38 protein-coding genes are annotated in these 24,327 nt (G+C 33.0%); 4 read left to right on the top strand and 34 right to left on the bottom strand.

The annotated features are described in order from the left end of the window. Positions 1-5 precede the first annotated feature (5 nt). The 11 genes from AC0C66_RS02970 to AC0C66_RS03020 all read right to left on the bottom strand — a co-directional run bounded on the left by AC0C66_RS02970 (position 6) and on the right by AC0C66_RS03020 (position 10,091). Complete coding sequence (locus AC0C66_RS02970) at positions 6-1,022, bottom strand: hypothetical protein (protein ID WP_437388306.1); 1,017 nt, start codon at positions 1,020-1,022, stop codon at positions 6-8. Between the two features lie 21 nt (positions 1,023-1,043). Further along, positions 1,044-2,525 (bottom strand): DnaB-like helicase C-terminal domain-containing protein, encoded by a 1,482-nt coding sequence (locus tag AC0C66_RS02975; protein ID WP_437388307.1) that lies wholly within the window; start codon positions 2,523-2,525, stop codon positions 1,044-1,046. Next, the gene (locus tag AC0C66_RS02980) at positions 2,522-3,073 is read right to left on the bottom strand and encodes a hypothetical protein (protein ID WP_121572603.1); all 552 of its coding nucleotides are present in this window, start codon (positions 3,071-3,073) and stop codon (positions 2,522-2,524) included. The genes AC0C66_RS02975 and AC0C66_RS02980 overlap by 4 nt, the downstream gene beginning before the upstream one ends. Positions 3,074-3,125: 52 nt before the next feature. Beyond that, complete coding sequence (locus AC0C66_RS02985; protein ID WP_437388308.1) at positions 3,126-4,241, bottom strand: AAA family ATPase; 1,116 nt, start codon at positions 4,239-4,241, stop codon at positions 3,126-3,128. A gap of 59 nt (positions 4,242-4,300) precedes the next feature. Continuing rightward, on the bottom strand, positions 4,301-5,542 hold the full coding sequence (locus tag AC0C66_RS02990) for a hypothetical protein (protein ID WP_437388309.1): 1,242 nt from the start codon (positions 5,540-5,542) through the stop codon (positions 4,301-4,303). Between the two features lie 159 nt (positions 5,543-5,701). Next, positions 5,702-5,935 carry a hypothetical protein gene (locus tag AC0C66_RS02995; RefSeq protein ID WP_437388310.1) on the bottom strand — a complete coding sequence of 78 codons (234 nt, stop codon included), beginning with the start codon at positions 5,933-5,935 and terminating at the stop codon, positions 5,702-5,704. Between the two features lie 133 nt (positions 5,936-6,068). Then, the gene (locus tag AC0C66_RS03000) at positions 6,069-6,695 is read right to left on the bottom strand and encodes an ETRAMP family protein (RefSeq protein WP_243572710.1); all 627 of its coding nucleotides are present in this window, start codon (positions 6,693-6,695) and stop codon (positions 6,069-6,071) included. A gap of 286 nt (positions 6,696-6,981) precedes the next feature. Next, positions 6,982-7,362, bottom strand: coding sequence for a hypothetical protein (locus AC0C66_RS03005; RefSeq protein ID WP_437388311.1), 381 nt, complete (start codon positions 7,360-7,362; stop codon positions 6,982-6,984). 100 nt (positions 7,363-7,462) lie between these two features. Beyond that, complete coding sequence (locus tag AC0C66_RS03010; RefSeq protein WP_472973487.1) at positions 7,463-8,569, bottom strand: PIN domain-containing protein; 1,107 nt, start codon at positions 8,567-8,569, stop codon at positions 7,463-7,465. Between the two features lie 216 nt (positions 8,570-8,785). Next, positions 8,786-9,604, bottom strand: coding sequence for a Gabija anti-defense Gad2 family protein (locus AC0C66_RS03015; RefSeq protein ID WP_472973488.1), 819 nt, complete (start codon positions 9,602-9,604; stop codon positions 8,786-8,788). Between the two features lie 253 nt (positions 9,605-9,857). Continuing rightward, on the bottom strand, positions 9,858-10,091 hold the full coding sequence (locus AC0C66_RS03020) for a hypothetical protein (RefSeq protein ID WP_437388314.1): 234 nt from the start codon (positions 10,089-10,091) through the stop codon (positions 9,858-9,860). Positions 10,092-10,161: 70 nt separating this feature from the next. On the opposite strand from AC0C66_RS03020, the gene AC0C66_RS03025 reads away from it, so the two are divergent. Further along, positions 10,162-10,836: an SOS response-associated peptidase gene (locus tag AC0C66_RS03025; RefSeq protein WP_437388404.1), complete on the top strand. Its 675-nt coding sequence runs from the start codon at positions 10,162-10,164 to the stop codon at positions 10,834-10,836. A 69-nt stretch (positions 10,837-10,905) separates the two neighbouring features. Then, the gene (locus AC0C66_RS03030) at positions 10,906-11,718 is read left to right on the top strand and encodes an ATP-dependent DNA ligase (RefSeq protein ID WP_437388315.1); all 813 of its coding nucleotides are present in this window, start codon (positions 10,906-10,908) and stop codon (positions 11,716-11,718) included. Positions 11,719-11,784: 66 nt separating this feature from the next. On the opposite strand, the gene AC0C66_RS03035 is transcribed toward AC0C66_RS03030, so the two are convergent. From AC0C66_RS03035 to AC0C66_RS03045, 3 genes are all read right to left on the bottom strand, one after another. Then, a complete protein-coding gene (locus tag AC0C66_RS03035; RefSeq protein WP_437388316.1) occupies positions 11,785-12,195 on the bottom strand; it encodes a hypothetical protein in 411 nt (136 codons plus the stop codon). Between the two features lie 69 nt (positions 12,196-12,264). Continuing rightward, positions 12,265-12,489, bottom strand: coding sequence for a hypothetical protein (locus AC0C66_RS03040; RefSeq protein WP_437388317.1), 225 nt, complete (start codon positions 12,487-12,489; stop codon positions 12,265-12,267). Positions 12,490-12,565: 76 nt separating this feature from the next. Beyond that, on the bottom strand, positions 12,566-12,856 hold the full coding sequence (locus AC0C66_RS03045; RefSeq protein WP_003231051.1) for a hypothetical protein: 291 nt from the start codon (positions 12,854-12,856) through the stop codon (positions 12,566-12,568). A gap of 113 nt (positions 12,857-12,969) precedes the next feature. Here AC0C66_RS03045 and AC0C66_RS03050 point away from each other — a divergent pair, with 113 nt between their 5' ends. Next, positions 12,970-13,344 carry a YoqO family protein gene (locus tag AC0C66_RS03050; protein ID WP_086343969.1) on the top strand — a complete coding sequence of 125 codons (375 nt, stop codon included), beginning with the start codon at positions 12,970-12,972 and terminating at the stop codon, positions 13,342-13,344. Between the two features lie 16 nt (positions 13,345-13,360). Here AC0C66_RS03050 and AC0C66_RS03055 read toward each other — a convergent pair whose 3' ends face one another. Further along, positions 13,361-13,576, bottom strand: a complete 216-nt coding sequence (locus tag AC0C66_RS03055; RefSeq protein WP_153256836.1) for a hypothetical protein — start codon at positions 13,574-13,576, stop codon at positions 13,361-13,363. 205 nt (positions 13,577-13,781) lie between these two features. On the opposite strand from AC0C66_RS03055, the gene AC0C66_RS03060 reads away from it, so the two are divergent. After that, positions 13,782-14,063 carry an LCI fold-containing protein gene (locus AC0C66_RS03060; RefSeq protein ID WP_153256837.1) on the top strand — a complete coding sequence of 94 codons (282 nt, stop codon included), beginning with the start codon at positions 13,782-13,784 and terminating at the stop codon, positions 14,061-14,063. A 135-nt stretch (positions 14,064-14,198) separates the two neighbouring features. On the opposite strand, the gene AC0C66_RS03065 is transcribed toward AC0C66_RS03060, so the two are convergent. From AC0C66_RS03065 to AC0C66_RS03155, 19 genes are all read right to left on the bottom strand, one after another. Then, on the bottom strand, positions 14,199-14,396 hold the full coding sequence (locus tag AC0C66_RS03065) for a hypothetical protein (protein WP_153256838.1): 198 nt from the start codon (positions 14,394-14,396) through the stop codon (positions 14,199-14,201). 81 nt (positions 14,397-14,477) lie between these two features. Then, positions 14,478-14,684 (bottom strand): hypothetical protein, encoded by a 207-nt coding sequence (locus tag AC0C66_RS03070; RefSeq protein WP_153256839.1) that lies wholly within the window; start codon positions 14,682-14,684, stop codon positions 14,478-14,480. 17 nt (positions 14,685-14,701) lie between these two features. Then, the gene (locus AC0C66_RS03075; RefSeq protein WP_437388319.1) at positions 14,702-15,376 is read right to left on the bottom strand and encodes an SLOG family protein; all 675 of its coding nucleotides are present in this window, start codon (positions 15,374-15,376) and stop codon (positions 14,702-14,704) included. 75 nt (positions 15,377-15,451) lie between these two features. Then, the gene (locus AC0C66_RS03080) at positions 15,452-15,649 is read right to left on the bottom strand and encodes a hypothetical protein (protein WP_235701158.1); all 198 of its coding nucleotides are present in this window, start codon (positions 15,647-15,649) and stop codon (positions 15,452-15,454) included. Between the two features lie 137 nt (positions 15,650-15,786). Continuing rightward, complete coding sequence (locus AC0C66_RS03085) at positions 15,787-15,990, bottom strand: hypothetical protein (protein WP_086352587.1); 204 nt, start codon at positions 15,988-15,990, stop codon at positions 15,787-15,789. An 8-nt stretch (positions 15,991-15,998) separates the two neighbouring features. Continuing rightward, a complete protein-coding gene (locus AC0C66_RS03090; protein WP_086352586.1) occupies positions 15,999-16,163 on the bottom strand; it encodes a hypothetical protein in 165 nt (54 codons plus the stop codon). Positions 16,164-16,199: 36 nt separating this feature from the next. Continuing rightward, entirely contained in the window at positions 16,200-16,934 is a 735-nt protein-coding gene (locus AC0C66_RS03095) for a hypothetical protein (protein ID WP_235701159.1), read from the bottom strand. 146 nt (positions 16,935-17,080) lie between these two features. Continuing rightward, a complete protein-coding gene (locus AC0C66_RS03100) occupies positions 17,081-17,278 on the bottom strand; it encodes a hypothetical protein (protein ID WP_053574298.1) in 198 nt (65 codons plus the stop codon). After that, the gene (locus AC0C66_RS03105; protein ID WP_437388320.1) at positions 17,275-17,478 is read right to left on the bottom strand and encodes a hypothetical protein; all 204 of its coding nucleotides are present in this window, start codon (positions 17,476-17,478) and stop codon (positions 17,275-17,277) included. The genes AC0C66_RS03100 and AC0C66_RS03105 overlap by 4 nt, the downstream gene beginning before the upstream one ends. Further along, positions 17,475-17,873, bottom strand: a complete 399-nt coding sequence (locus tag AC0C66_RS03110) for a YopX family protein (protein WP_437388321.1) — start codon at positions 17,871-17,873, stop codon at positions 17,475-17,477. Before AC0C66_RS03110 ends, AC0C66_RS03105 begins: the two co-directional genes overlap by 4 nt. A gap of 673 nt (positions 17,874-18,546) precedes the next feature. Continuing rightward, on the bottom strand, positions 18,547-18,786 hold the full coding sequence (locus AC0C66_RS03115; protein ID WP_437388322.1) for a hypothetical protein: 240 nt from the start codon (positions 18,784-18,786) through the stop codon (positions 18,547-18,549). Positions 18,787-18,859: 73 nt separating this feature from the next. Next, a complete protein-coding gene (locus AC0C66_RS03120; protein ID WP_437388323.1) occupies positions 18,860-19,195 on the bottom strand; it encodes a hypothetical protein in 336 nt (111 codons plus the stop codon). Between the two features lie 384 nt (positions 19,196-19,579). Then, entirely contained in the window at positions 19,580-20,551 is a 972-nt protein-coding gene (locus AC0C66_RS03125; protein ID WP_326243385.1) for a phage lytic cycle repressor MrpR family protein, read from the bottom strand. Between the two features lie 18 nt (positions 20,552-20,569). After that, positions 20,570-21,916 (bottom strand): DNA sulfur modification protein DndB, encoded by a 1,347-nt coding sequence (locus tag AC0C66_RS03130; RefSeq protein WP_326243384.1) that lies wholly within the window; start codon positions 21,914-21,916, stop codon positions 20,570-20,572. 84 nt (positions 21,917-22,000) lie between these two features. Further along, positions 22,001-23,056, bottom strand: a complete 1,056-nt coding sequence (locus AC0C66_RS03135; RefSeq protein ID WP_326243420.1) for a tyrosine-type recombinase/integrase — start codon at positions 23,054-23,056, stop codon at positions 22,001-22,003. Between the two features lie 211 nt (positions 23,057-23,267). Then, the gene (locus AC0C66_RS03140) at positions 23,268-23,513 is read right to left on the bottom strand and encodes a hypothetical protein (protein ID WP_061187761.1); all 246 of its coding nucleotides are present in this window, start codon (positions 23,511-23,513) and stop codon (positions 23,268-23,270) included. Positions 23,514-23,529: 16 nt separating this feature from the next. Next, positions 23,530-23,736 (bottom strand): hypothetical protein, encoded by a 207-nt coding sequence (locus AC0C66_RS03145; protein WP_041338583.1) that lies wholly within the window; start codon positions 23,734-23,736, stop codon positions 23,530-23,532. A gap of 150 nt (positions 23,737-23,886) precedes the next feature. Next, complete coding sequence (locus AC0C66_RS03150; protein WP_326235896.1) at positions 23,887-24,042, bottom strand: hypothetical protein; 156 nt, start codon at positions 24,040-24,042, stop codon at positions 23,887-23,889. 141 nt (positions 24,043-24,183) lie between these two features. Continuing rightward, on the bottom strand, positions 24,184-24,315 hold the full coding sequence (locus AC0C66_RS03155; protein ID WP_202657253.1) for a lysogeny pheromone AimP family peptide: 132 nt from the start codon (positions 24,313-24,315) through the stop codon (positions 24,184-24,186). Positions 24,316-24,327: the final 12 nt, after the last annotated feature.

Raw genomic sequence — 24,327 nt, forward strand, 5'->3', positions numbered from 1 at the left:
CTCTTTTATATCCATACCGTACAGTCTCTTATTAAACATTCAAGACTCCTTTTATCTAGATCAGCCGGTGCCATTTTTGAACCTTTCGGCAGGTACTTGTTCTCTCGATCGAATATGTATCCAACCTCATTCTTGAAAAAGTTTTCAAACTTAAGGCTTTTAGCAATTGTTAAACTATGTTCTTCATCAAGCCCTTCATCCATCATTATTAATGACTTCTTTGGAAACATCGATTTTATATTATTTGCTTGAACTTCACTTAAGAAGCTGCCTCCTAATGAAACTCCAACATTTAAACCTTTGCTGGATAAAGCCATAGTATGTTTTTCTGACTCACCAAGCATTATTATTCCTTTTTCTCTAATTGAACTGTAATTCTCAACAAATCCATACAGCGTTTTAGACTTTGGAAAAGGAATGATTGGTAACCACTTGGTCTCATCTTCACTAATGGTCTTTTTATTTAAACGTCCCATAACACCACATAACTCACCACTAGATGTTTTCCAAGGAACGGTAATTCTTCCCGTAACACTATCATAGCCAATCTGAAACATAGATTGAGTTTTTGGTAAAATGCCATCTTTATAAAATAACATATTTGGAATTTGTTCAAACTGATCTAATATGTCTTCAGAATATGTTTCAAGATCTATATCGATGGGATTGCTAAATTTCCTTATCTTCTTATAAAATCCTCCAAATGGAATCTTGGGTGGTTCATACTGCTCTTCATCTTTGTAGTCAATTAATTCAGCTATTTTGTTAATTGTTTTAGGAAAAGTTAAACCTAATTTGTCCTTAACAAGTGTAATTAAGTCACCATTTAAATTTGTTGAGTAACATATCGCACTTAAAGTTGTTTTATTGATTTTAACTGAAGTCGGGTTTCTTCCCTCTTTTCTTGCACACCTATATTCGTTTCCTCTGTTATCGATATTATAAAAACCTGTCTCTTCTAAAATAAGCTCTATGTATTCTGGTTTTTTGATAATATGATTTTTAAGATTATATACGTCCATGATCTCACCTTCCTTTGGTAATCATGTCCGCTCTGATGTTCGCTGATGCTTAGGGGTACAATAGCCAAGTTCAATCCATTTATTCCAGGCACCATCGAATTGATAAAGTAACACTGTATCTCCTTCATCATTCCGTGTCTTATTCAAAAAGAATAACCTATATTTTTTGTTTGTATCTAACTGAATTTCTTCCTTAATGTTTGTATACTTTCCAGAAGAGTCTTTTTTAAATCTATATGGTTTAACATCAAACTTTCCGCCTGGAAACTCGTCATCCCATAATGGTCTTGTAAGTACTAACTCCGATACAATTTCTTTTACTGCCTTGGCATTGGAAAGACAAGATGCTGTTAAATATCTCGTGTTTTCCATATAAATTGCTAATTGCATTGTAATGATGACACAAATGTCTTCCTTCTCTGCAACCTGTAAGAGCTGTTTAGAAGCTTCAATTAGTTCCCCTGTTACATTATTAGAAGAAGCATCTTCTGCTTTAAATGTATCGTAAAGCATGTATCCAAACCCTTGTTTTGCCATTCTTCTCATAATTCTTTTTACATCATTAATGCTGTAATCATAAATTTTTGCAAACTTAATGCGTCCTTTATAATATTTCTCATAGTACTCAACAGCTTTTTGCAGCATTTCTCTCTGCTCTTGTTTTAGGTTACCCATTTTTTGTTTCTTTCGAGGTAAACCATAGTAACCAAGTTTATGACTTAATATTGTTGCCATGAACATATGTTGCCAAGCTCTCTTGTTCATTTCATTGGCTATGATTGTTATCCTTTCTCCCTGATCTAAAATTGAAATCACATAGGAAGATACACAAAAGCTTGTTTTACCAGTTCCACTGAACCCAGCAAAAATTTGAACATTGGATTTATGAAGACCGAGCGTATGATAATTTAACAAAGGACATGCTGCTGCATAACTCAATCCCATTTCTTCGCCGTTTTCAATAGATTCAACAAACTTATCATCCAAGTCGAGCTCTTCAATTTTCACTCCAGATCCGCGACCTAAGAAAACATTATCTAATTGAAATTCAAAGTAACTGTATAATTGCTGACTTGTCATTTTCTTGAATTTTTCAAGTTCATGTATTACATTGAATCCTTTATCATGAAGCTTGAGCAGCATATTATATTTAATAAGCTCATCATAATAGGTATCAACGTTTTCATCGTTCAACACGTTTTTGAGCTCATCTACAGTTTTCATACCACCTCTTCGGATAAAACCGTTCTTTAATGTTTCTTTACCTTCTATATAGCTGAAAACACTTGCATCATCAAAGCTTTTGTAATTCATGTTACTCAGTTCCAAACCAAGAGAGTAATAAAACTTACCATCATCCGTCAAAAAATCTCTGTCTGCTCTAACTTCATCTTTATAGTCTTCATATAAGTCAGGATTTTTCCATAAGCAAAATATAAAACTTCCTTCAATTTGTCCTCTATTTTCCACTAGTTTAGCCGGATATGAATCTAAGTTGTTCAATAATTATCCTCCTCATCAAGAAACGCTGTTATATTTTTCGCGGAATTATTTTGTTTCAAAGATGAAGGTTTTGAATCATTAAATTGATTCATAATTGTTATATCAATTTGATTATTTTCTTCTTTATTTTTACGGTTTTGTTCCAGAGACCATAACTTATAGAAATCATTGATATTACTTTCTATGATCTTAAAAATATAGCTGATCATTCCAAATTCATTGTTAAATTCTTTGTTGATCAACCAATATTGAATTGTTTCTTGGTTCTTCTCAAAGCATTTTTGTATCACTTCATAATCATAAAACTTATTAAGTTCACCTATCTTCTTTAGAAAAACAGGTGGCAGTACTTGTCCATCCTTATAGTGGAATACTTCTTTAGAAAGGTAATATAAAAGATTTTTGCGTTTCAGCTTTTCATTTTTAAAGTTTTCATATTCATCTTTGTTGCAATAATATTTATTCCTACCTTTTGTATCAGTAACCTTATAAAAAACATCTACTGTTCCATTTGCTTTACATAATTGACATACACACTTTCTAGCCAAGAAAACACTCCCTAATTAATTTAATGGGGAGCTAAGCTCCCCTTATGTGTGTTCAGTTAGACAACGCATCGACTATCTTTTCAAATGCATTAGTTGGAATAGTGTCTACGCCTTTGAAATCCTTCATTTTAAACTGATCCATAATCTGTTTCATCTTCTCTTTGGCCTCATCACTGGCATTTGGAAACAGTTTTTTGATTTTGTCTGCTAATTTCTCATTCTCTTCTTGATCAACAAATGAAGCGTTATTAGCTTCATTCTGAATTTTAGTTTCTTTAAGTTGCTCTTGTTCTTTTCTTTCTTCCTCGAAATTGTTAGTGGTATTTTTTTGTTTATCAAAAGCTAAATGAATCGCTTCTTGAATAGCTTTGATAAACTCATTGTCATCTAAAGCAATTGAAGGTGTGATATCTGAGAATCTAGATTTAGAATCGATATTAAAGTTGTCATCTCTGAACGTAATAATTCGTGATTCATCCACAACTGTTCCAATTGTTTTGTCTGGGCCAATTTTTTGCTTAACTGTTTTCTTTTCAATAGAACGATTAATAGAAGCGACTCCTAAAACGTGGAGCTTTGTCTTAATTGAATTAAAGTACTTATGGGTCATGTTTGTTGTTAACATGTCATATTCTAGACCTGTAACTACGTCAGTCATTGTTCTTTTCTTTGTATGACCTAAGATAAACATGCTGATACCCACTTTTTTTAGTTCCCACATCTTATCAAGAATTAACTCAATAGCTTTATCTTCCCCTGCTTGAAACCCCCCAAAAGCAGCTTTGATTGTATTTACTCTTTTTTCAGGATTGGCTTTATTATGTAATCGAATAACCTCTGGTTCTGTGATTTTAATAAGCTCATCAAATGTGTCATATACTAAAACCTTTAAATCCGCATAGTCTGTTGTTCTGTTATTGATAATATCCTTAGTGATTTCATTAAAAGTTATCCAATCTGGGACATCTTCATAAGAAGCATTGGGAATAGCATCAACGCCATCCTCTTTTCCAATATTGAGGATCATATAACCATCTTCACCAACTAATTTTTCACATACTTCTTTGGCTAGAGTGGTTTTACCGATACCTGATTCACCAATAAGTCCAATATTATAGTCCAATGGACTAACTTTAATTTTATTCTTTTTGCCGAATTTTCTTGCCATATGTGACAACTCCTTATGTATTATGTAATAACGATACTGAGGTAAAATCGATTTTTCATTTAAGCAAATAAATCATCAAATGCATTATCTTTTTCTTCTTCAGTTACTTTATTTTCTTCTTTACCTTCTGATGAGGCAGTTTTTTGAGCTTGCTGCGGAATATATGTTAAATCTTCAACTTCATAGGTGCTTGTTAATGCACCTTCTGTAAAGTCATTGAAATCATTGACCTTTTTTAAAATAGGTTTTAAAAGTCGGTTTTCTTCACGGGATTCTCCTAACATTCCCCCTTTAGGTTTAAAATCATCCAATGTATTTAAACCGAGTGCAATCATTTCTTTTTGGTTTGGAGAAAGATCATCTTCAGTAAAATCTACTTCATCTGCTCCTCTAAAAATGTTAACTTCCCAAAGTAGGTGATAAACTCCATCCTCATCTACTTTAAAAAAGTTCTTAATTAATTCTAATCTCTTCAAATGAAGTTCATTATTGAAATCAAGTTTTTTCGCATTGATTACAAGTTGTTGTGGAAAGAAACGATCCCTTTTCGCCTGATTGTCATAACTAAGCACATATGCATCAATGAAGTACTTTTTTTCTTCATCAAATGATGATTCATCCAGTGAATCATTTGTATAAAACACATCCAAATTAGCTCTTAACTGTGATGGTGTATCATTGCTTACAATTTCAATTGTTTGGATTTTAAACTTTCTAAAATTACGGCCTTTCCAAGTGTTATATTCAACACTTCCTGTAATCTTGAATTTTTTATCCTTATACTTTTCTAGGTTTTCAGATAGGAATTGAATTGCATCATATTCGTGGATGAATTCTGCTCCATTTACGTTTAATTCTTTATATTCATCCAGGAGTTTGGAACGTGATTTCTTTTCCTCTTCAGTTAACGAGTCTTTATTATCTAAACCTCTCAATTTATATCTCAAGTCATTTAATTTTTCTTTTACAGATTCATCATTAAAATCAATAATAATTTTTGAAAAATCAGCAACCATATTTACAGTTTCATCTTTTAACCGATCTTCCCACGGAATTTCAAGTTTAGATCCTTTTTTATTTTCAGTTCCCTTACTGAAAGAGTAGACTTTATTGGGTTTACTTTTTGAATAACCACCTTCCAACTCAACAAATACGCTATTGGTTTTAGATTCTTGAACTGCAAAGCTTAATCTATTCTTAACCCAGCCACTATCAAATTCCTTTACCTCATGAAATTTCTCTTTGTCGTTTGAAATGAATATATTACCAATAAATTCAAATTTATTTTGAAGTTTGCTCAACACTATTCCTCCGTAATTAAATGATATTATTTTTATTCTTATTATTTCTATAATGTGACTTACTACTAAACTTACAATCTCTAATACCAAGTAGTTTGTTTAACTCTATGTATCTCTTCTTAGGAAAATGCCAAGGCTCTGGATCGTCTTTAATGTTTCTTACTTTAATGATCGTATTAGTCTTACAGTAATCTTGAGATTTCCATATGAATATGTCTTAGAAATAAAACCCCTCTCAACTCCTTGAGGTCTGAATTCCTTCACCAACATTACATTCCTTGTTAATTTTCTTCTAGCCTGGTCTTCTTCGATGTCATAATTCCTTTTAACATCATTTCTATAGGCTTCGATTGCAGCTGGTTTAATTTTCAATATCTTCAATTCCTTTTTCACTTTACGACCTCCTTTCTCTCTGTGGGATATTCTTATCTTACATCACCCTCACATTATCGTCAATAGTAATTTTATTTTTATTCTAAATAATTTTTAAGAGAAGTTCCGTTCAGAACGGAACACCTGGGCAAAGCTATTCATATTTCTTTTTAAGCTCTTTAAAGGTTACTTTCTTCAAATCGTAATCATCCATTGCAGATGAAGTAGCATTGTCGGTATCCAAAGCCTCTTGTTTATAAGTCTCAAGACTTCCCTTTGGTTCAATAGCCAAATCAGACAATTGCTTTACGTTTTTATATATCTCAAGCAGATAATCATAATTATCATCGAACTCAGAAGGATGATTCTTCATTGATTTAATCTGCTTTTCAATTGTCTTTTGAGTATCTTCTAAATCAGAAATCTTGCCGTCGTCTTCATAACCTGCGTAAAGCTGAACTAATGCATCATTAAAATCGCTAACATATGTTCCATTTACTTTATGTAGGTCATTAAAAATAACATCATGCCATGTTGTCTCAACTTCGTTAATTATTTCTTCTGAACTTGCACCTAAAGAAGTCATATCAGTGACAAGACTTTCTTCTTTCTTAGAATACGCTTCTAGCTGCTCAAGTTTTTTGTTCTTTTTGTAAACTTGATAGCCATAGATTCCTCCAATTATAAGTGCAACCACCGCACAAACTGAAACAATCCAAATAACTTTTTTAGTCTTCTTTGGCTTTTCTAAAGGTAACTCCCCTGTAGCCTCATGATCCATGTTGTTTATCCCCCTATAGTAAAAAAGAATCATTAATTCAATAACATATTACCATGAGGGGAAAAACTTAACAATTCCTTTTGAAATTTAAATAAAATGATAATTTTATTGGGTTATAGATAAAAGAGCCACCTAGTGGCAGCTCCAGAGTTGATCAGCCTCCGACTCTAACTTCCATATTAGCTCATCCCCCAATAATATTAATCACTTTTTAACCCCCAAAACCATTACCATTTTAATTCTCTCCCTTAGGATTAAAGAGAATTATATCATGGATTTATATTATTTAAACAATTTCACTCCATAGCCACATATCCATTGTTTGCAGTGTAAATCCGTCAGGTAGCTGCTTCATTTTCACATTTACATTGTATCTTCTTCCTGTTGTTTTATGTACAATAGCTAATTCTTCACCATTAAAGAAACGTACAATGGCCTCATCAAATGCAATTGGCTGATTAACCACATAACCTTCCTTTAAAGCTCTAATAAACAAATAAGGGTCGTTTTTATAAAGCTCGTAAAGGACATTGGCATATTGTTCGTTCTTGTCTCTAAGTAGTTCAAAATTAATCAACGGTATGTATAAGTCTTTGTCTGATAAATTTAATTTGTTTCTAAAGTATTTAATTGCTTCATCTTGCACTTTAGAAATGATGTTTGGCATTGAGTATAACCTCCTTTCAATCCATGTATTTTTACCTTTTCCTTTCAATCCCAAACTTTCACTATTCTATAAGTCAGTTCAGTAATATCTAGGGAAATATTCATACTCTATCAAGGATAACTTCCCCCACAGTTTTATAATAATCTTTCAGGTCAGGTACTGGCATCGGGAAATTAATTGAATTACTCTCATTGATTTCAATAAGTTCAAACTTTTCTTGTGTTAAGTTATCATCGAATGAGTTAATCTTAACTTTCATCTTTACTGGTAATACAAAGGATGCATTATATTGATTTTTCTCATAAAATTTTAAAGAGTATTTTTCATTGTGAAAATCATACGCAGATGCTTCATCACTAAATACTGAAGCGGTTATTCCTGTTTTAAATTTAACTAATACTGTAAATATTACAGAGGTACTTTCCTCACTTTCTTTGTCTATCTCTAATACCAGCAAGTTGTCGTGGACAATTAGAGGTTTGATATAGTTAACCTGTATATGTTCAAAAGAATCATTTCTAATATCGAAAAAATCTCGTAATTCAACTTTTTCAAGTGCGGATAAAATCTGATCTTTAGATTCTTCAATTACATCCGAAATACGCATATATTCACCATGATTAGTATTGGTCAGTATATAATTAGTTGCTTCATTTATGGTTTTAAAATATCTTAGTTGGACATGCAATTCGCAAAATTTTTCTACATCTTCATCTCCACTGATAACAATCATTTCTTCACCATGATTGTTTGTCCATTTAAGTACTGAGTGTAAAGTAAAAGCATCTGGGAATTCCTTTGGTTTTTTTTGAGTAAATGGTGGTTTTATTTTCAGATAATCTTCTAGAATTACGTCTAGTGAGTTTTTATCTAGAGGTATTATTTCAACTTTATTTTTTCTTACAAAATTCTTAAACTCACTTTTAATTCTTAATTCTTCTGATTCAATATCCTCTTTCCACTTTTTCAGAAAAGCACTGTTCTTATCTATTATGTGTATATCTCTAACTTTATTTACTTGAGATTTGACTTTTTCAATTTTTTTGTGTATGCGGTTATAAACTTCTTTTTCGGTGAACTCACCTAAGAAAATTCTTACATCATTTGTTTGTCTGATTAGTTTAGATAACCGAGAAAGATCATTGCTTTTAAAGTTAAATCCCTGTTTTTCATAAACCTGTGTATCCATAAATATATTAAATTTCAAATTGAGCACCTTCCTGCCTTATTTAAAATCAGAATTTACCAATTTTTATATCGTAAATATTATAACATACGTGGTCTGTTTCTTAGGTAATTTAAATCACATTATCTATTCTGTAAATATCAAAGAATACCAATACTTGTATTGAATTTGATATTTGTATCTAGTATAGAATGAGTAATTGGATTCTATTTAAATTATCGTTTTTAACCAGCTTTTTTAAAATATGTACTCGCCCATTTCTTCAAGCAATGTATTTTTATCATTGATTTTATTTATATTTAACATTAATTTCATATGTTCTTTATTATCGATTTCCCATCCTCTTTTAACAAATCGTAATAACCGCTTTGCAGAGCCAATTGGATTTGTTCCTTGTAGATTGTATATTAATTTATTTTGCTTAATTGCCTTTAGAGATTCTTCCTTAATAAAGAATTTATCTTCACTTGGATTGTAGAATGACATCGTATGAATAAAGTCAAACTTATTTATCGTTTCAAGTGGTGATTCTCCATTATTAATTATCAATTGAACCTGAGAAGGGAAAGTGATCGCTCTTTGACTGAATACAATTGGCAGCATTTCATCATTATCTTCAAAGCTTTTCACAAATTCTCTAGTCAGCCCAAGCCTTAGCTTTCCATCGTTTTCACTTTCCAAAAGGCATAATTTATCATTTTTGTTGCTGACATGACTATTATGTAAACTGCCATAGTAATCTATTATTTCTTTTAGAGCTTCTTTGGAATCAATAAAAATATCGTAGTCTTTGGGACATTCTCCTTTAATCAAAGAAGCAATGCTTCCTCCTGAAATATACCCGTGTTTCTTTAATAATTCTTTAATACGGTTGTCTTTAATGCTCGAAGTGAAGGATTCAAGTTTAGCTTTCAGTTTAGTCTTAATCTTATTCAATTCTTCAATACTTTCATTTATATCCTTAGGCTCTGTTTCCTCAAGTGAATATCCGTAATCAGGATGTACCCAAGCTATAAAATATATATTATTATCTGAGTCAAAGCTGGTCGATTTCATAAATAGATAATTAAAATACTCATATGCAGTGTTACATTCAAACGGGAAGTTCAATATATTTTGTTTTCAATTCACGTTTAAAACAATTGAGATTCACTCTTCTTGAAGTATCGTAAAGCTCTACAGATTGATCGTAAGGATCATAAACAATTGTGTAATTCTCTCTTCGATTAATATCCTCAACTTAAAATGCTTGCCTAGTGTACTTGTCTTTCAATCCAATCCCCCATTTCTAATAAAATCTCTGTTTTATCTAGATTTCTGTTTGCTTACTTCTTCTAATTTTATTTTTATCCAACAAATCAATTATGTAAGTCTCATACATGTCATCCCAATAAGGATCTGTTCTCGCTATGTATTTCTTTGTTCTCCCGTTCTCCTCAATCTTAAAGGTTTGCCCCTTTTGAATGTCAGTGAACTTTTTCTTTTTCCATATTCCTCTGAGTAACACTTCAACTTCCTTAACCTCAACTGTATGCTGCTGCATCACATTCCTCCTTTTTGATTTTCGTGTATCAAGCCTGTACAATATTCAAAAACCCTAAAGGATGATGAACATGTGTGGCAGGTTCACTTTATTCTCTGAGTTTGACGAGATTATTGAGCAATTCAATATAGATCACTTCTTACCCGAAGAAGAATATCACCCAAGTTATAATGTTGCTCCTTCACAAAACATCCTGACAATCATCAATGATGGGTCACACAATCGTCTGGGCAAACTTAGATGGGGTCTTATTCCTCCTTGGGCTAAAGACGAAAAAATCGGCTATAAAATGATTAATGCTCGAGCTGAAACATTGGCCGAGAAACCAAGTTTTCGAAAGCCGCTCGTCAGCAAACGTTGTATCATACCCGCTGACAGTTTTTATGAATGGAAACGCCTTGATCCAAAGACTAAGATTCCTATGCGGATTAAGCTTAAATCATCCAATCTCTTTGCTTTTGCCGGATTATATGAAAAGTGGAACACGCCAGAAGGCAATCCGTTGTACACTTGCACAATCATCACAACAAAGCCTAATGAGCTTATGGAAGACATTCATGATCGGATGCCAGTTATCCTTACTGATGAGAATGAAAAGGAATGGCTCAACCCTAAAAATACTGATCCGGAATATCTAAAAAGTTTACTGCAGCCTTATGACGCTGATGACATGGAAGCATACCAAGTTTCATCTTTAGTGAATTCGCCTAAAAACAATTCACCTGAGCTCATTGAATCCCATTAAGTACCACTGCCATATCGCTTTATATATCACCTTCTCTTAGCTAATATGTTCTAAGTAGGAGGTGATATTTTGTTTGTATCGCCAATGCTATTGCATTCAATAAAAGAGCCATTTGACGACGAGAACTATATCACTGAGCTCAAATTTGATGGAATCAGACTCATTCTTTCTAAATTTGATAATCAGATTAAGTTATACACTCGTCACAACAACGAAGTAACAAGCAAGTTTCCAGAACTCTTGGACTTAGATATTCCAGATGGAACAGTACTCGATGGTGAAATTATTGTAGCTGCCCCAGGTGGTGCTCCTGACTTTGAAGCTGTAATGGAACGTTTCATGTCCAAAAAATCAGCCCATAATATTGTTTACTGTGTCTTTGATGTTATTTACAAAGATGGACAGTCAATAGCAGCTAAGCCACTCACTGAGCGTAAGATAACTCTAAACTCACTTGAACTGAATCATCCTAATGTCTTTGTGATCGAAGGAATTCAAGGTAACGGACTTGCTTACTTCAACCTGTCCAAAGAAAAGAATTTAGAGGGCATCGTACTCAAGAAAGCTGACTCCCCTTATGAAATCAATAAACGTTCGCATAATTGGCTTAAAGTGATTAATTACGATTACACTGAGGTTCTCATAACCGGCTACACAAAGAAGGATATAAAATTCCTTCTGTCTTATCCTGACGGAACTGCAGCTGGATTTATGGAATTCATGCCACATGCTGAACGAAGTAAGTTTCACTCTATGAAACAAGTAAAGTCTGAATCTGTTGAATATGTATTTATTGAACCTATTTTATGTAATGTTAAGCACAGATTTAAGACTAAGCATGGTAAACTTCGCATACCTTCCTTCGATTGCTGGAGAGTATAATCTCTCCGTTACATACCTCCTTAGTGCCTAGCTTTTAAAAATCCAAGTGAAAATTTAGTACATGGATCAATTAGTTTTCATCCATTCATCAAAGCTATAAGGATAATCAACAGTCTCTATAACCCCTATTTCTTTTGCCTTCTGACGGATTTTCATACACCCTTCATAGCTGTAAGCCCATATTTCTTTATAATCCCTCAGCTCGCCGCATTTCCCTGTTATGATGAATTCTCTAAAACTATTGATTAGTTGCCACACATTACCTCCATGTGAGAAGCCGTTTGGTTCGTGGCCTAATTCATACGGGTAAACGTCTTCACCCGTGTAATCATCAACAAAGAATAGTTTATTCTTAAACCTGAAATACGCTATGCGATTCATTGGCTTACAGAAGAAAGTGCGTCTATCAATGTCAGCAATTAGCTTTATCAAGTCATTAATATCATTCATGCGTTTTATTTGTTCTTGATTTGGCACTATGGTTGCCTCCTTCCATCAAAACAAATATTTTATTTTGATTGTAAAAATCCAGAATCGAAAGGGGTTTTACCCCCTTTCAGTATCTGCCCTTTGGACATTCTTATCAATTAGGTGAAATGTTTCTAGCAAGTATGCTTGCATTACAAATTTATTTTCTTTATCTTGATACTTTCTAAGTTGAGTTTCTATTTCCTCATTCGAAGGTCTTACATTTTCAAACACATGTACCTGAACAGGTGCTGTTTGGTCTTGACCTCTTAACACTGCCATTAGCTGATAAAAAGTTTTCATTTAAGCATCCCCCTTTTTCATTATCTTCAATTATACACCTCATAAACAGATAAACTACATAAAAACTATCTTTTATTTAGACTTCATCAGCTTGTCTAATAGTGTCTAATAATTCTTTCTTCTTGAAATATGTCTTTTCCAAACGATTTACTTCCTTTTGCAATTCAGTAGCAGCATCATACTTAAGGATCCATTCTCCTACTCCACAGACTTCTCTTTGTTCTTTCTCAAACGTTTTTATGTGATGGCCTTCAAACCAAACCCTTACTCTTGTTCCGTTTTCAAATTCATTATTAAAAGCAGCTGCTTTCTCAGTTCCCGCATAAATACATTTATACTTGCTGTCATCGACTACATAAGTGTTCATTATCTCCGCTCCTTTAAATCACGATTTTAATTTAACTTTAATGTGTATCATCTTGAGAAAATCCCCTTTAATTGGTAAACTCATACTTAACTTACATAAGAGTAGGTGATTCCTTGAGTAAGACAATCGGTATTACTGGATTTTTCTTAAGCATAGTAGTGCAATCATTTTCGGCGAATGATTCGCTATCCCACAAGATCGCTACGGGTTTATTATTTGTATCAATAGCAATTTATAATTTTGACCACGCTAAAGATTATTCCAAAGCATCCCTTGTCGTAATATGCCTCTCCTTTTTCGTACTTGCCTTGGGTATTCATAAGCTTCTTTCCTTTTCCAGTGACTTATTTGACAATGTGAATATAAATTTCGGAGTAATATTCATCCTCCAAATCACATTAATAATTGGATCTGTTGCAATAGCTATCAGTATAATGAAATTTATCTGTGATCGTCTAAAAAAGAAACCGAACGGTAAAGAGTGTTAATTCCTCTTTGCCTTTTTTATGCTAAATACTTCTTCCTGTGCGATCTTCTATGTACAAAATCAAATGCGATATCAACTTTTGCCGGTTCCTTCTCCTCTACTGCTCGTTCCGTAACAACAATCAATTGTCCATTTTCCTGGCGTTCAATGCTCTGGACTGAATATCCTGCAGCAGCGTAATATTCTGCGATAATCTCATCAACATGGTTGCTAAGCAGATTCCTCTTTATCACTTGGATAACCCCCACTTATTTTATTTTTATTCTATATTTTTTTATGATTCCATCCTATAATCCATCTCTCCATTTGCCTTCTCATCTATCACGACATTAACCGACACACAATTTCCATATGTATGGGAGTAATTTCGCTATTTCCCCAATCAACAAATCCATATAATGTAATTGTAAGAAAAAATTATAAGAATGGGGGATTTACATGAGTTACAAAAAAGTATTAACAGGTGTCGCATTATCTGTAGGTTTACTTGTTTCAGCATCTCCAGCGTTCGCTGCAAGTACAAGCCCAAGCCCGAATCAGGGAATAGCTAATGTTGCAAGTGATGATTTTAAAGCTCAAGCTATCACTTGGGATTTACCTAGCAGTACAGGTATTTTTGCCAACTCATTTGAAGACGGCGGATATCGCTGGTATTTAAAAGGTATTACTAAAGTTTCAGATGGATATTGGATTGGGCACTATGAAGGTGTACGAATATAAGATCGCAATTGGGGGCTTCTAGCTCCCTTTTTAAATTCAATGTTTTTCTTTGAAGTAATATAAAATATGAACTTACGATAGAGTATTATTATTGATTATTTTGTCTAGTCCTCTCTAGATAAAATAATCCTTTTATTATGATTCTGTAGCCTTAATTAAAAATCCCATTCTTTCCTTCTTTGTTTTAGTCAAATCTCTGCTTTCTTTTAAGATGTCCTGAAACAAGTGAAATGGAATTGGGTTTAAACCAAGGCTTCTGACTTTATTACAATAGCCTCCGTAATAGGCTTGCTCGTATTCCCTCTGCTCTGATCTAAAATTAAATGGATTCATTGGCTGTCTCCCTTCCTCTAAATATCTTAATATCATTCTTTCAAACTAAAATGATCCTTTTATTAAAATTTAAGTGGATTACTAGACAGTTAAACTACCAAGATAATTATTGCTAACACTTTCAATAAGCCAAAACTCCATTAATTCTTCTTTTGATTTGATTGACCTTACGTATACTATATGTGGCAGTGCTTCGCTTGATCCAAAAACTTCTACATCAATCGCTCTTAGTTCAGACAAAGCTTGTTCGCTACAGTTTTCTGTTAAACCAATTATATACTGATTCATATTTATTTCTCATCTCCTTACCCCGGCATGTAGGAAATATCTAATTCAAAGTTGAAATTAGGATGAAGCCTCCATAATTGATGACCTAAGTAAGTTCTTCTGGCATAATTTAAGCAGTTCCTTGTGCCACTTTTAGTTCCATCATAAACAGCTACTATTGCTTCACTGTGATCAATCATGTAATCATTTCGCTTTTGCATCTTAGCCGGCGAAAACTCTCCTGGTTTATCTCCACTAACTTTATATTTATCTAATTCTTCAACATTAACAATCTCATCTGCCACATCAAGCATACGTTTGTACCACATTTTTTGGTCTGCAGACCAAACTTTATCTTGTTCTTTGAAAGGTGTAGCAATTATGTTTTTAATATGTGGGTATTTCTTCTTTAGAATATGTACACACCAGCAAGCAGCCTGATCAGTTCCTAATGCTCCTCCAGTTATAAATCTGGACTTCTCTTCTTTTATGATTAACTCCTCAATCACTTCAAGCAGCTTATCTTTGAGTTTGAGAATTGTGGGGTTTTTCATATCATAACCACCCAATTTATTTGGTCTATGACCGGTAAAGCAAACTGTCTTCTTTCTCAGTGTTTCTTGTTCTTCTAATAGCCGCTCACGTTCTTTTCTTTCATCTGCCCACTGCTTTCTCCATTCTGGATCTCTTAACTTTGCAAAATCAATTGCCATAGTTCAGCTCCTTTCTCTTTAAAACAGTCTTTTTATCCAGTCGCTCTCTGCTTACTCATCACTTGTGCCTTCGTTTTACCGCAATTTGGGATTGTTTATTATCTTATTAAAGCAGTTGTCAGTAACTTCAATTCTAGGGAGCAGATACTCACCCGTTTCTGTACGTGAATCCCAACTCACTTCTTTAAGACTGGTAATCATCCCTTTTTCATCAATGGAATACTGAATCGCAATTTTATCAGCTCCACATTCATACCTTTGTCTAATTTTCATCGGTACCCCTACCTATCTTCGAAAAGTTTTTTATTATTTAATTATCCCTTAATCATTTCTTTTAATATAACGTCTGCCGGTTCCGAAGTCATTTCTTTTCTTCTCTTTAAAACTTCAATTTTAATTAAATTCTGTTTTTAATCCCAATTAAAATTTTTGGGTCTAGCAACAAATTCGTAGTTCTCCTCCCAATCAAATTGTTTCAAACCATCTTCTTCAAATTCCCAGCATTCGCCGAGTAAAGGATCATCTAATTCAGGAACTCTTTTTTTTAAAGTTCGAAGTTTGTTGAAATGACTAGCTGTTTTTAATTTAACTTTATCCATTGGTGCAAATTTCATTTTTTCAACTACTTTCTTTTAATTTTTCTAATTTCAAAACGCCATTTGTATGCATCTGAGCCAATTCGATCGAATAACTTTTTTCTTGCTTTTGTTTTTGATGGTTCTGTTATTCCAAAGCAAAACTTTCGTGATCGTGTATTATATACTCCATATAAAACATCATTCTCCATTTTTTAGATCCTCCCTTTCTCAATAAGATTTTACTTTTATTGAAATTTGTGTTTGCTATTCTCCAGTTCTGCTTTGATCTCTGGATAGTCTTTACCAATGTGTATAAGTGCAGCTGCAACCCTCTCTGCTCTTACCACCTTTTTCAGATCCTCTGTAGTAAACAAATCTCTAAGCTTATCTCCTTTTTGACAATCATAAATCTCTTTTAGTTGGTTAGCGGACATATCAAAAACGACTTTATATATCATGTTAGTGAAAGTGGAGTACTCAAAACCTTCTTTTATTGTTCCTATGTAGAACTCCTGAATAGCATCTGTCAATTGTCTTCTTTCACGTTTACTTATTTCTCGTTCAATGGCCCATCTTCGCTGATCATCTTCCGAAACTTCTTCAACATTCAGAAGATAGTTCCTTACACTTTTAGCAACATCTGACTCAGTCAGCATCATGCCTAGTCTGAGAAGTCCTCTGCGATTGAGTAATTGGAGTGAATTGATACCATTTAACGATGGTTCACTTTGAACCACCGTTTTAAATTCAGCCAGACCCTTACCTTTTAGAATTCTTAATTCCCCATATTCATTAAATTCTGCCCTATTACGTTTTACAACTGTTCGTATCGTCTCTATTGGTACTTCATAATAGATAGACGCCATATGTAATGTTACCTCTAGCGTATTAGGCAATTGAGGCAATACCTTAACTTTCTCTAACACTCCATCTCGATAAACATGCACATCTCTCATTGTTTTACTTTCAATAAAAACCATTTGATTACTTTCATTTATAATAGCTGATGTTTGTTTATCCTTTTCCGATTTAGTTTTACTTCCTATAACAATCGCATCCTTTAATTTTATTTTTATTTAAAATGCATCTTTTATTTAGATTATGATCTCAATACTTCTCAGCAAGGTTACCAACCTTCTTCATAGAAAATATCATCATATAAAACTTTTGATTCATCGGCCATTTCTCTCTCTTCTTGGTATTCATCCATATGATTAGTAATAAACTCACTTGCTTCTCTAATTGTGTTACCGGTGAATCTTGCACTTATGTATTGCTCCATGCGTCCGATCAGTCTCAACTGTTTTTCTGTTGCTCTAATCACTCCGCGCCCTCCTTAATTCGTTTCATTCTTCCTGTAAAGCCTTCCTCGACCCTTAAATAGTCACGTGCGCTTTTATAACTAAAAAACCACAAAAGTAAATCTTGACTAATCGGATTTTTCACAGTCAAATCAAAATTTCCATCTGCTCTTTCCGCTATGATATATGTTTGTAGCCCATCTTTCGCCATCCACTTTTTCACTCCGCGCCCTCCAATAACTCAGGATTTTGATAAACGTCGCCGATGACTTCAAGTTCATATCTCGCTAGCCCATAGTCTATTAGCATGCGAAAAAGATATTTCGTATCTTCGTCAACTCTAAAGGCACCATAATAGTCAGACCACTCGACCAATAATGGATGATTCATTCCTCTGCCGATAAGCATATCTCTATCGTAAATCTGACGACCGTTTTTGACTTTAAACCCTGTGCCCCACATGAGAGCCGCATCTTTGTCATCACTGGATACAACACACCCACCGCCAGAGTCGTGCCATAAAAGCCAACTTCCATCATTTTTTATAGTTAGACTTAAATGTTCATCATCCCAATAATGCATCTGCTCGCCGTCCCAAACTCTGTATGCTGTGTTCATTGTCCGCTCTCCTTTGCTCTAACCTTGTATCGTGTTTTACAATCCTTACTAGCTTGTTTCAGTTCAGCAGCGAAACAATCTAAACAGATATTTACTTGTTTTCGATGGTCGCCAGTGTGTTGTTCTAGCTGTTTAATATCTGATCGAAAAGCAAACCTTAAAGGCTTTTCAAAGATAGGCGCAGCATTTTCATGTGTATCTAACCCACACGTTTCACAACATAAATTCTTCATAATAAATTTTCACTCCTCACTATCGCCGGACGCCCTACATTCTGTATTATTAATTGATCCCTTATTTCAATCTCGATAAAACTTACATTTTATTTTAATTCTTAATGAGACTACTCTTTTCCTCATCGTATGTAAAAACAATATCTCTTAATATAAACTGAATCTCTTCCAGGTTGTCTTTAACAAAGTCTAAATCACCAATGGCCATCCTAATTTCGTCCTCATTTAAGTTTTGAAGAGCTTTGTTACATGAAGAGAAGACCTTGAGAAATTTCATCATGACTAGGTTTTTTATTTCTTTATATTGTGGCTCATTAAACAATTAACAGCCTCAACTCCTTTCAATGCCTGTCTTATATTTTGAATTATACAATTACAGATTCTAGTTGTAAACAGTAATTTTATTTTTATTCTTATTGTTTTTAAAAAACAAGCTTTACTTACAGAGTAAAGCCACTTTTAACTAATGATTTTGCATCATCTATTTTCCACAGAGTTTCATTAATCTTGTCTCTAAGATCCAACAAAGCAGCCCTGTCAATCTTCAGCGTTAACTTATTGTCTTTGTTCTGAAAATCAATTTCTATGTAATATTCTCCACTTAATATGCTCTCTGATCCAACGCTAAAGATAATTGCTGCTAAACTTTCTCTCATGTCCATTACGGTGTCCAGTTTCATTGAAAAAACTCCAGTCTGACTATAAGGTCATCAATTTTTTACTTCTAATGATGACTGACGAGATGTCCTGTTCTTACTTCGTTGTTAACTGTTCTGAGTTCCTGTATTCTTCAAGTGTGTCGTCAAACATTTCATCAATCTCTTCGACATAAGAAGCACTAATTTCAGCATCTTCAGTTGAGTTTATATCAACATCAAATAAATGATTATATTTTGACTTTCCATTCTCAAGAAAACCAAACTTTCCACTTTTGTTTTTCAATTTCTTTGTTAAAGCAGCAATAGTCAAAATTATAGCCTGTTCTTCATTTTCAGCTTTAATTCTTCCATGATAAGAAATGCATAAATCTCCTTGAATAAAAAACTCCTTCATTAGTTTCCCTCTCTCTGGTGGTAATTGACCAAACATACGTTCTCTTTTTGATTAAATTCATTATAGCGTTTTGCCTATTTATCTGCAATTCTTTTTTATATAAGTAATTGTGAGTGTATAACTTAAATAAAGTAACTTCTCTGAATTGTTCATACGATTACCTGTATCCTTTATGTACAATAATTCAAGGAAAGAGAATAGGTATTTTGTACCTAACTAACCATTACGATATACATTTTATATATAGTATTATTTTACCATGAGGCCGATTGCATGTCCTTGTCTACTTTTGTCGAATTCTGAAAAATATGAACAAAATCCTACCATCTAATTTATAAATGCCACGATTTAGCTCACACCGAAGTTTGATATTTTATTTTTATTCTTTTTATTATGTAAGATTAATCCCTGAATAGGGATTTAATCAGTAATCTTTTCAGATTGTATACAGTATTTTTCTATGTTCTCCATATTGACAACTTTTCTTAATGATTGTGATGCAAATTTAGCATTCTCATTCAAAAATCCATATTGAGCAGTTATTTTTTTATAATCTGGGACAGTTAGTTCTTTCTTTTCCTTATATATCTTATATGCCATATTCAACTTTCCTGAGTTAGCTAAGTTCTTGGGAGTGAAATAAGGCTCTTCCAGTATCTTCTGAAACGTTTTAAAAGACCTGTGAACTAAGAACTTATCCGCTTGCATACTTTGATCTGGACTTTTATATTTCAATCTAAAAATGTGTTCATTTCGTACTAAATTAGCAAACCTCAATTTACCTGACGCTGATCCATTATTTAAATGGTAAGTGTTTTGCTCATATGCTAACCTAAGTAGTTCATGACATTTTTCGCTGACTTCAATTATTCGTTCGCCATGTTTATCATCTTGAAGTCTTACCTTATTGTCATCAAGTAAATCATTTATTGTTAAGTTAATTAACTCAGAATGCTGATATCCGTCTATACCCTCATATACAGCTTGAACCATAGCTTTATCCTGGTTATTGAATAAATAGCTAACGTATTCCTCTACTTCCTTATTCGTAAACAATGTCTTTTTGTTCTTATCTATAAACTGTTTTAAATCCTCGTCCTTTATTTCGTATACTTTATTGATGTTACTAATTGCTAGACCATGTTCCATTGCCCATGTAGTGTATTGACCAATAACAGCACGTGCACCCCTTAATGATTCAAGTGACTTGCTATCTAAGTCAAAAAATAAAGTGCGTAGTTCCTCTAGAGAGAAATTAAATATGTCTTTATCCAAAATCCTTTCTGTAAAAGAAAAATCTCTGAGTTTTAATCGGTAAAGCTCTTTTGTTGCTTCACTTTCATATCTTTCTAAGAACTTTTCTTTAATTTCAGCATTGTATAGTTCACTCATATCTATTTCTCCTTTAGCCTAACGAACATCAATTTCATCATAGAAAACTTTTTTCATTTTTTTCTTCATAGCAGCATTTAATTGTTCTTCATAATTTCTGCTGCTTAACTCCTTGAATGTCTTACCTTTATCAAAATCAACCTGCTGTAGTATCGTTGCTAGTTTAGCTAGTGGTGTGCCATTCTCTTGCATTTTTTTGGCCAAATAAATGTATCCATAAAATACAGCATTATAGTTAATGTACGATCTGTTTCTTGACTCGCTAAGATCATCTTCAAGGAAATCATCTGGAAAAGCATAAAAAAGCTCAGCAAAGAAGTCCCTTAAATACTTGGACAATTGAATAGCGTCTCTCCGTGAATTGATCTCAAAAGCATCGTCAATTGCTTCAGAAAGTGTATAATAAGTAACCAAGAATGGACTACTCATACCAATTTCACTTTGTACACTAATTTTGTCTTTGAGTTCACTATTATATTTAAGTTGCTCAACAATAGTGGAAGAATAGCGTTTTTGACCAAGTTCTTCAATCCTTGATTTCTCAACAGGATTTATTGTATTCATTTGGGCAAAATGACGTTTTGCTTTTTCTTCAGTATAATTTAAGATATTCAAAATAAAGGTTTGATCTAATTCAGGAGCTTCAGTAATAGCTTTAACAACTCCAGATATTCTATGGTAACCATCTAGAACATCAACTAATGTACCCTTAGTAACAGTTAAGCTTAGGTCGCTTGGATTGTACTCAATTTCTTCATCCTCATCTGATGTGCCAAATCGTGCATTAAATGTAAACATAGACACGATTAAGTCGCCCTTTTTAAAAAGTTCTTTAATCTCTTCAACTGATTTAGGATTAGTCTTTGGCACAGGTATTAAGCTTCCCTTAATGAATCTGCCTTCCCGTTGAGTATTATAGTTGTATTGTAGTATTGAGCTATTATATAGTTCACTTAATTCTTTCGCAGTAATTGAAGTCACATAATTATCTTCATTTATTTTTATTACGTTTTTAAATGTATAAGGAAGTGTTAGAACCTCTTCACCGGCAAAAATTCTTCCGCCCTCTAACTCCTTAGCCAACCTTGGTGGAAAATAACTCAAAGGGTCTAAAGCGGCTACGCCAGTAAGTTTATGTAGTTCTTTAGAGAAAATATAAACTTCCTTTTCATTCAAGCGTTGAATGTTATTATCATTGTTATTCAAAATTTCTTGTACATAACCAGGCAGCGTTTTATACTGCGCTCCCATGATTGCTTTTAATTCCTTTACTTTTCTGGAATCATGTTTAATATCAGATGCAACTTCTTCTATTTTATTTTTAAGCTTTAAAAGCTTATCTGTTGTCAACAAATCCTGAACCACAGTATCACCTCACACATAATCATATTAAATTTATCATTACATTAACATACAAGTAAAGCTTTTATATGATTATTTATATCACTTTTATTTTAATTCTAAAAATTTTTTGAGCTTTTTTAGAGTGGAAACATCACAATCTAAAAAGAACTGTCTAAACTGGTCTAATGTAACAGTATCCAGGAAATCAATATCTATATCTTGATCAATTATAACACCAGGATCTTGAGAATAATCTCTTTCCTTATTTAGATAATGATCATTTAGCACATTGATGTTTTTATGTCCTGAAAATGCTGCCACCTTTTTAATGTCTCCGCTAACATTATAAGAAAAATTAGTGGCTGTATTACGTAAACTGTGTGGCCTAAGATTTCTTTCCTGTGGAATATTTAACACTCTGCAAACTCTGTGCCACATATCATTAATTGAGTCTACAGTTAATTTATGAAAGATCAGCTCATGCTCACCATACTCATTCTTGAGTGTTAATAACTCCTCATAAAAGGAGCTAGAAATACCTACTGGTCTCGCTTTCTTCTGTTTAGTCTTCTTGAAATTGACTAAGTAACAATCGTGCTTCGATGAATACGTTATGTCTTCCCATTTTACTCGTAAGACTTCTGATTTTCTTGCTCCTGTGCGTACACTGAATAAAATAAAGAGCTTTTTCATTAACCTGTTCTGTCTCTCATGGATAAATGCAGCTTCTGCAAACTCTTCAGCTTCAGGAATCCCCTCAAATGAACCAGCTGGATTCTTCTCTGTCGGCAATGGTCTAAAATTAAAAACGCTTAATTCACAGTCGTGTTCTGACTCCAAGAATTTAATTAAACTTTTCAGTGCTGCGATTTTATTATTAATCGTAGCATTAGTATTATTTTTATTTTTAGCCAAATAAGTCCTATAATCCATTAAATCATTCTTTTTAATTATTACATCTTCTTTAGTTAAATATTCAATATCCTTACCAACTTGATAATTAAAGAATTCTCTAATATGCCTTTCATAGGTGGTTCTAGTATTAGACTTTTCAATAAATGCTGATTTGTCATCCCTATTTCTCAAATCTAATTCATCAAACCATCTATTTATGTCATTAAAAATGGAGTAATCCCTAACAGATGGTGTTTGCTTTTTCACTTCCAAGGTTTCCACCTCATTTAATTTTATCCATTAAATAATTATCTAACTCATACCACAATTTTAACCAATCAGTATCTTGCTTAGAGCTTCTTAGCAGCATAATATTTGCATTGCAGATTTCTATTTGCTTCATTAAGTCATAACCGTCTAGCAACTTAATCAAAATAGATAAATTCAATAAAGCACCTACTTTAAGTATATTACTTGCTCAATGAACAGCTGAGTATTGTTTTGTCGCCTTAATCTTGTCCCCTACATTTATCACAGGTTTACCAGTCAGTTCCTCAAAAAACTCATTTTCAAACCCTATCCATTCATCATTATGAATTTCTTCCTGCAAGTAATTAAGATATGCTTCTGATATTCCTGGTTGCTCTAAGAATTTCAAAACAATCATATGCTTTTTCCAGACTTTCTTTTTATTTTCCTCAGTATAATATTTATTGTTAGTCATTTTATTTTTATTCTCCTTATATGCATTTAATTGTGTTATTTTGATCCTTAATAAGCATATGCTCTTTATGATTTCTTCTCATTGTAGTAACATTATTAGGTGTAAACACATCTGGATCTTCCATATGAAGATTAACACGAGTAAAGCTCTTAAGTTGTTTTATGTATTGATACTGTCTTAATGAAGTAACCTTATACTCTTCGTTTTTATTTGATTCTTCCATAGTCCCATCTCCCAACAACGTTATCTTATGTATCTTCATTATATCCGTTGCCAACAGATTATGCAATAATTAATTTTATTTTTATTCTAGACAAATAAACACATGTGCTCGATGTGTTTAAAATGTCTATTTTACTTAGTTTTTATCTTCTTATGAAGCCAAGATTTTATGCCGTGATCTAACAATCTCCGCTTCATTTTCAAGGTGATTATCCTCTTCTGCTATTATTGAATTGATTGCAGCCATTTCTTCATACCCTTTTGCCATTTCTTCATAAGAAAATACTTGCCCTAATTGTTTTTTCATTCTAATTCCCCCATGTTCTCATTTTTCAATTTTAGAATTTCTGGAACTTCCCCTTAAAATTAGAAAAGACGCCTGATCCAATGGATCAAACGCCTAAATGTAGAAAATATGTATCTGTTTAATGAACTATTGAGTTTTATTTTACGCTCCACGGATAATACTTGCAACAGAAATTTCGTCAGAAGTAGATGCTGTGCTTACTGATTGCTGACCAGCAACAAACGAAACTGCTAAGGCTGCAATAATCATTAAACCATAAAATACTTTTTTCAATACATTCACCCC

This window comes from Bacillus sp. VA13 (assembly GCF_055710085.1).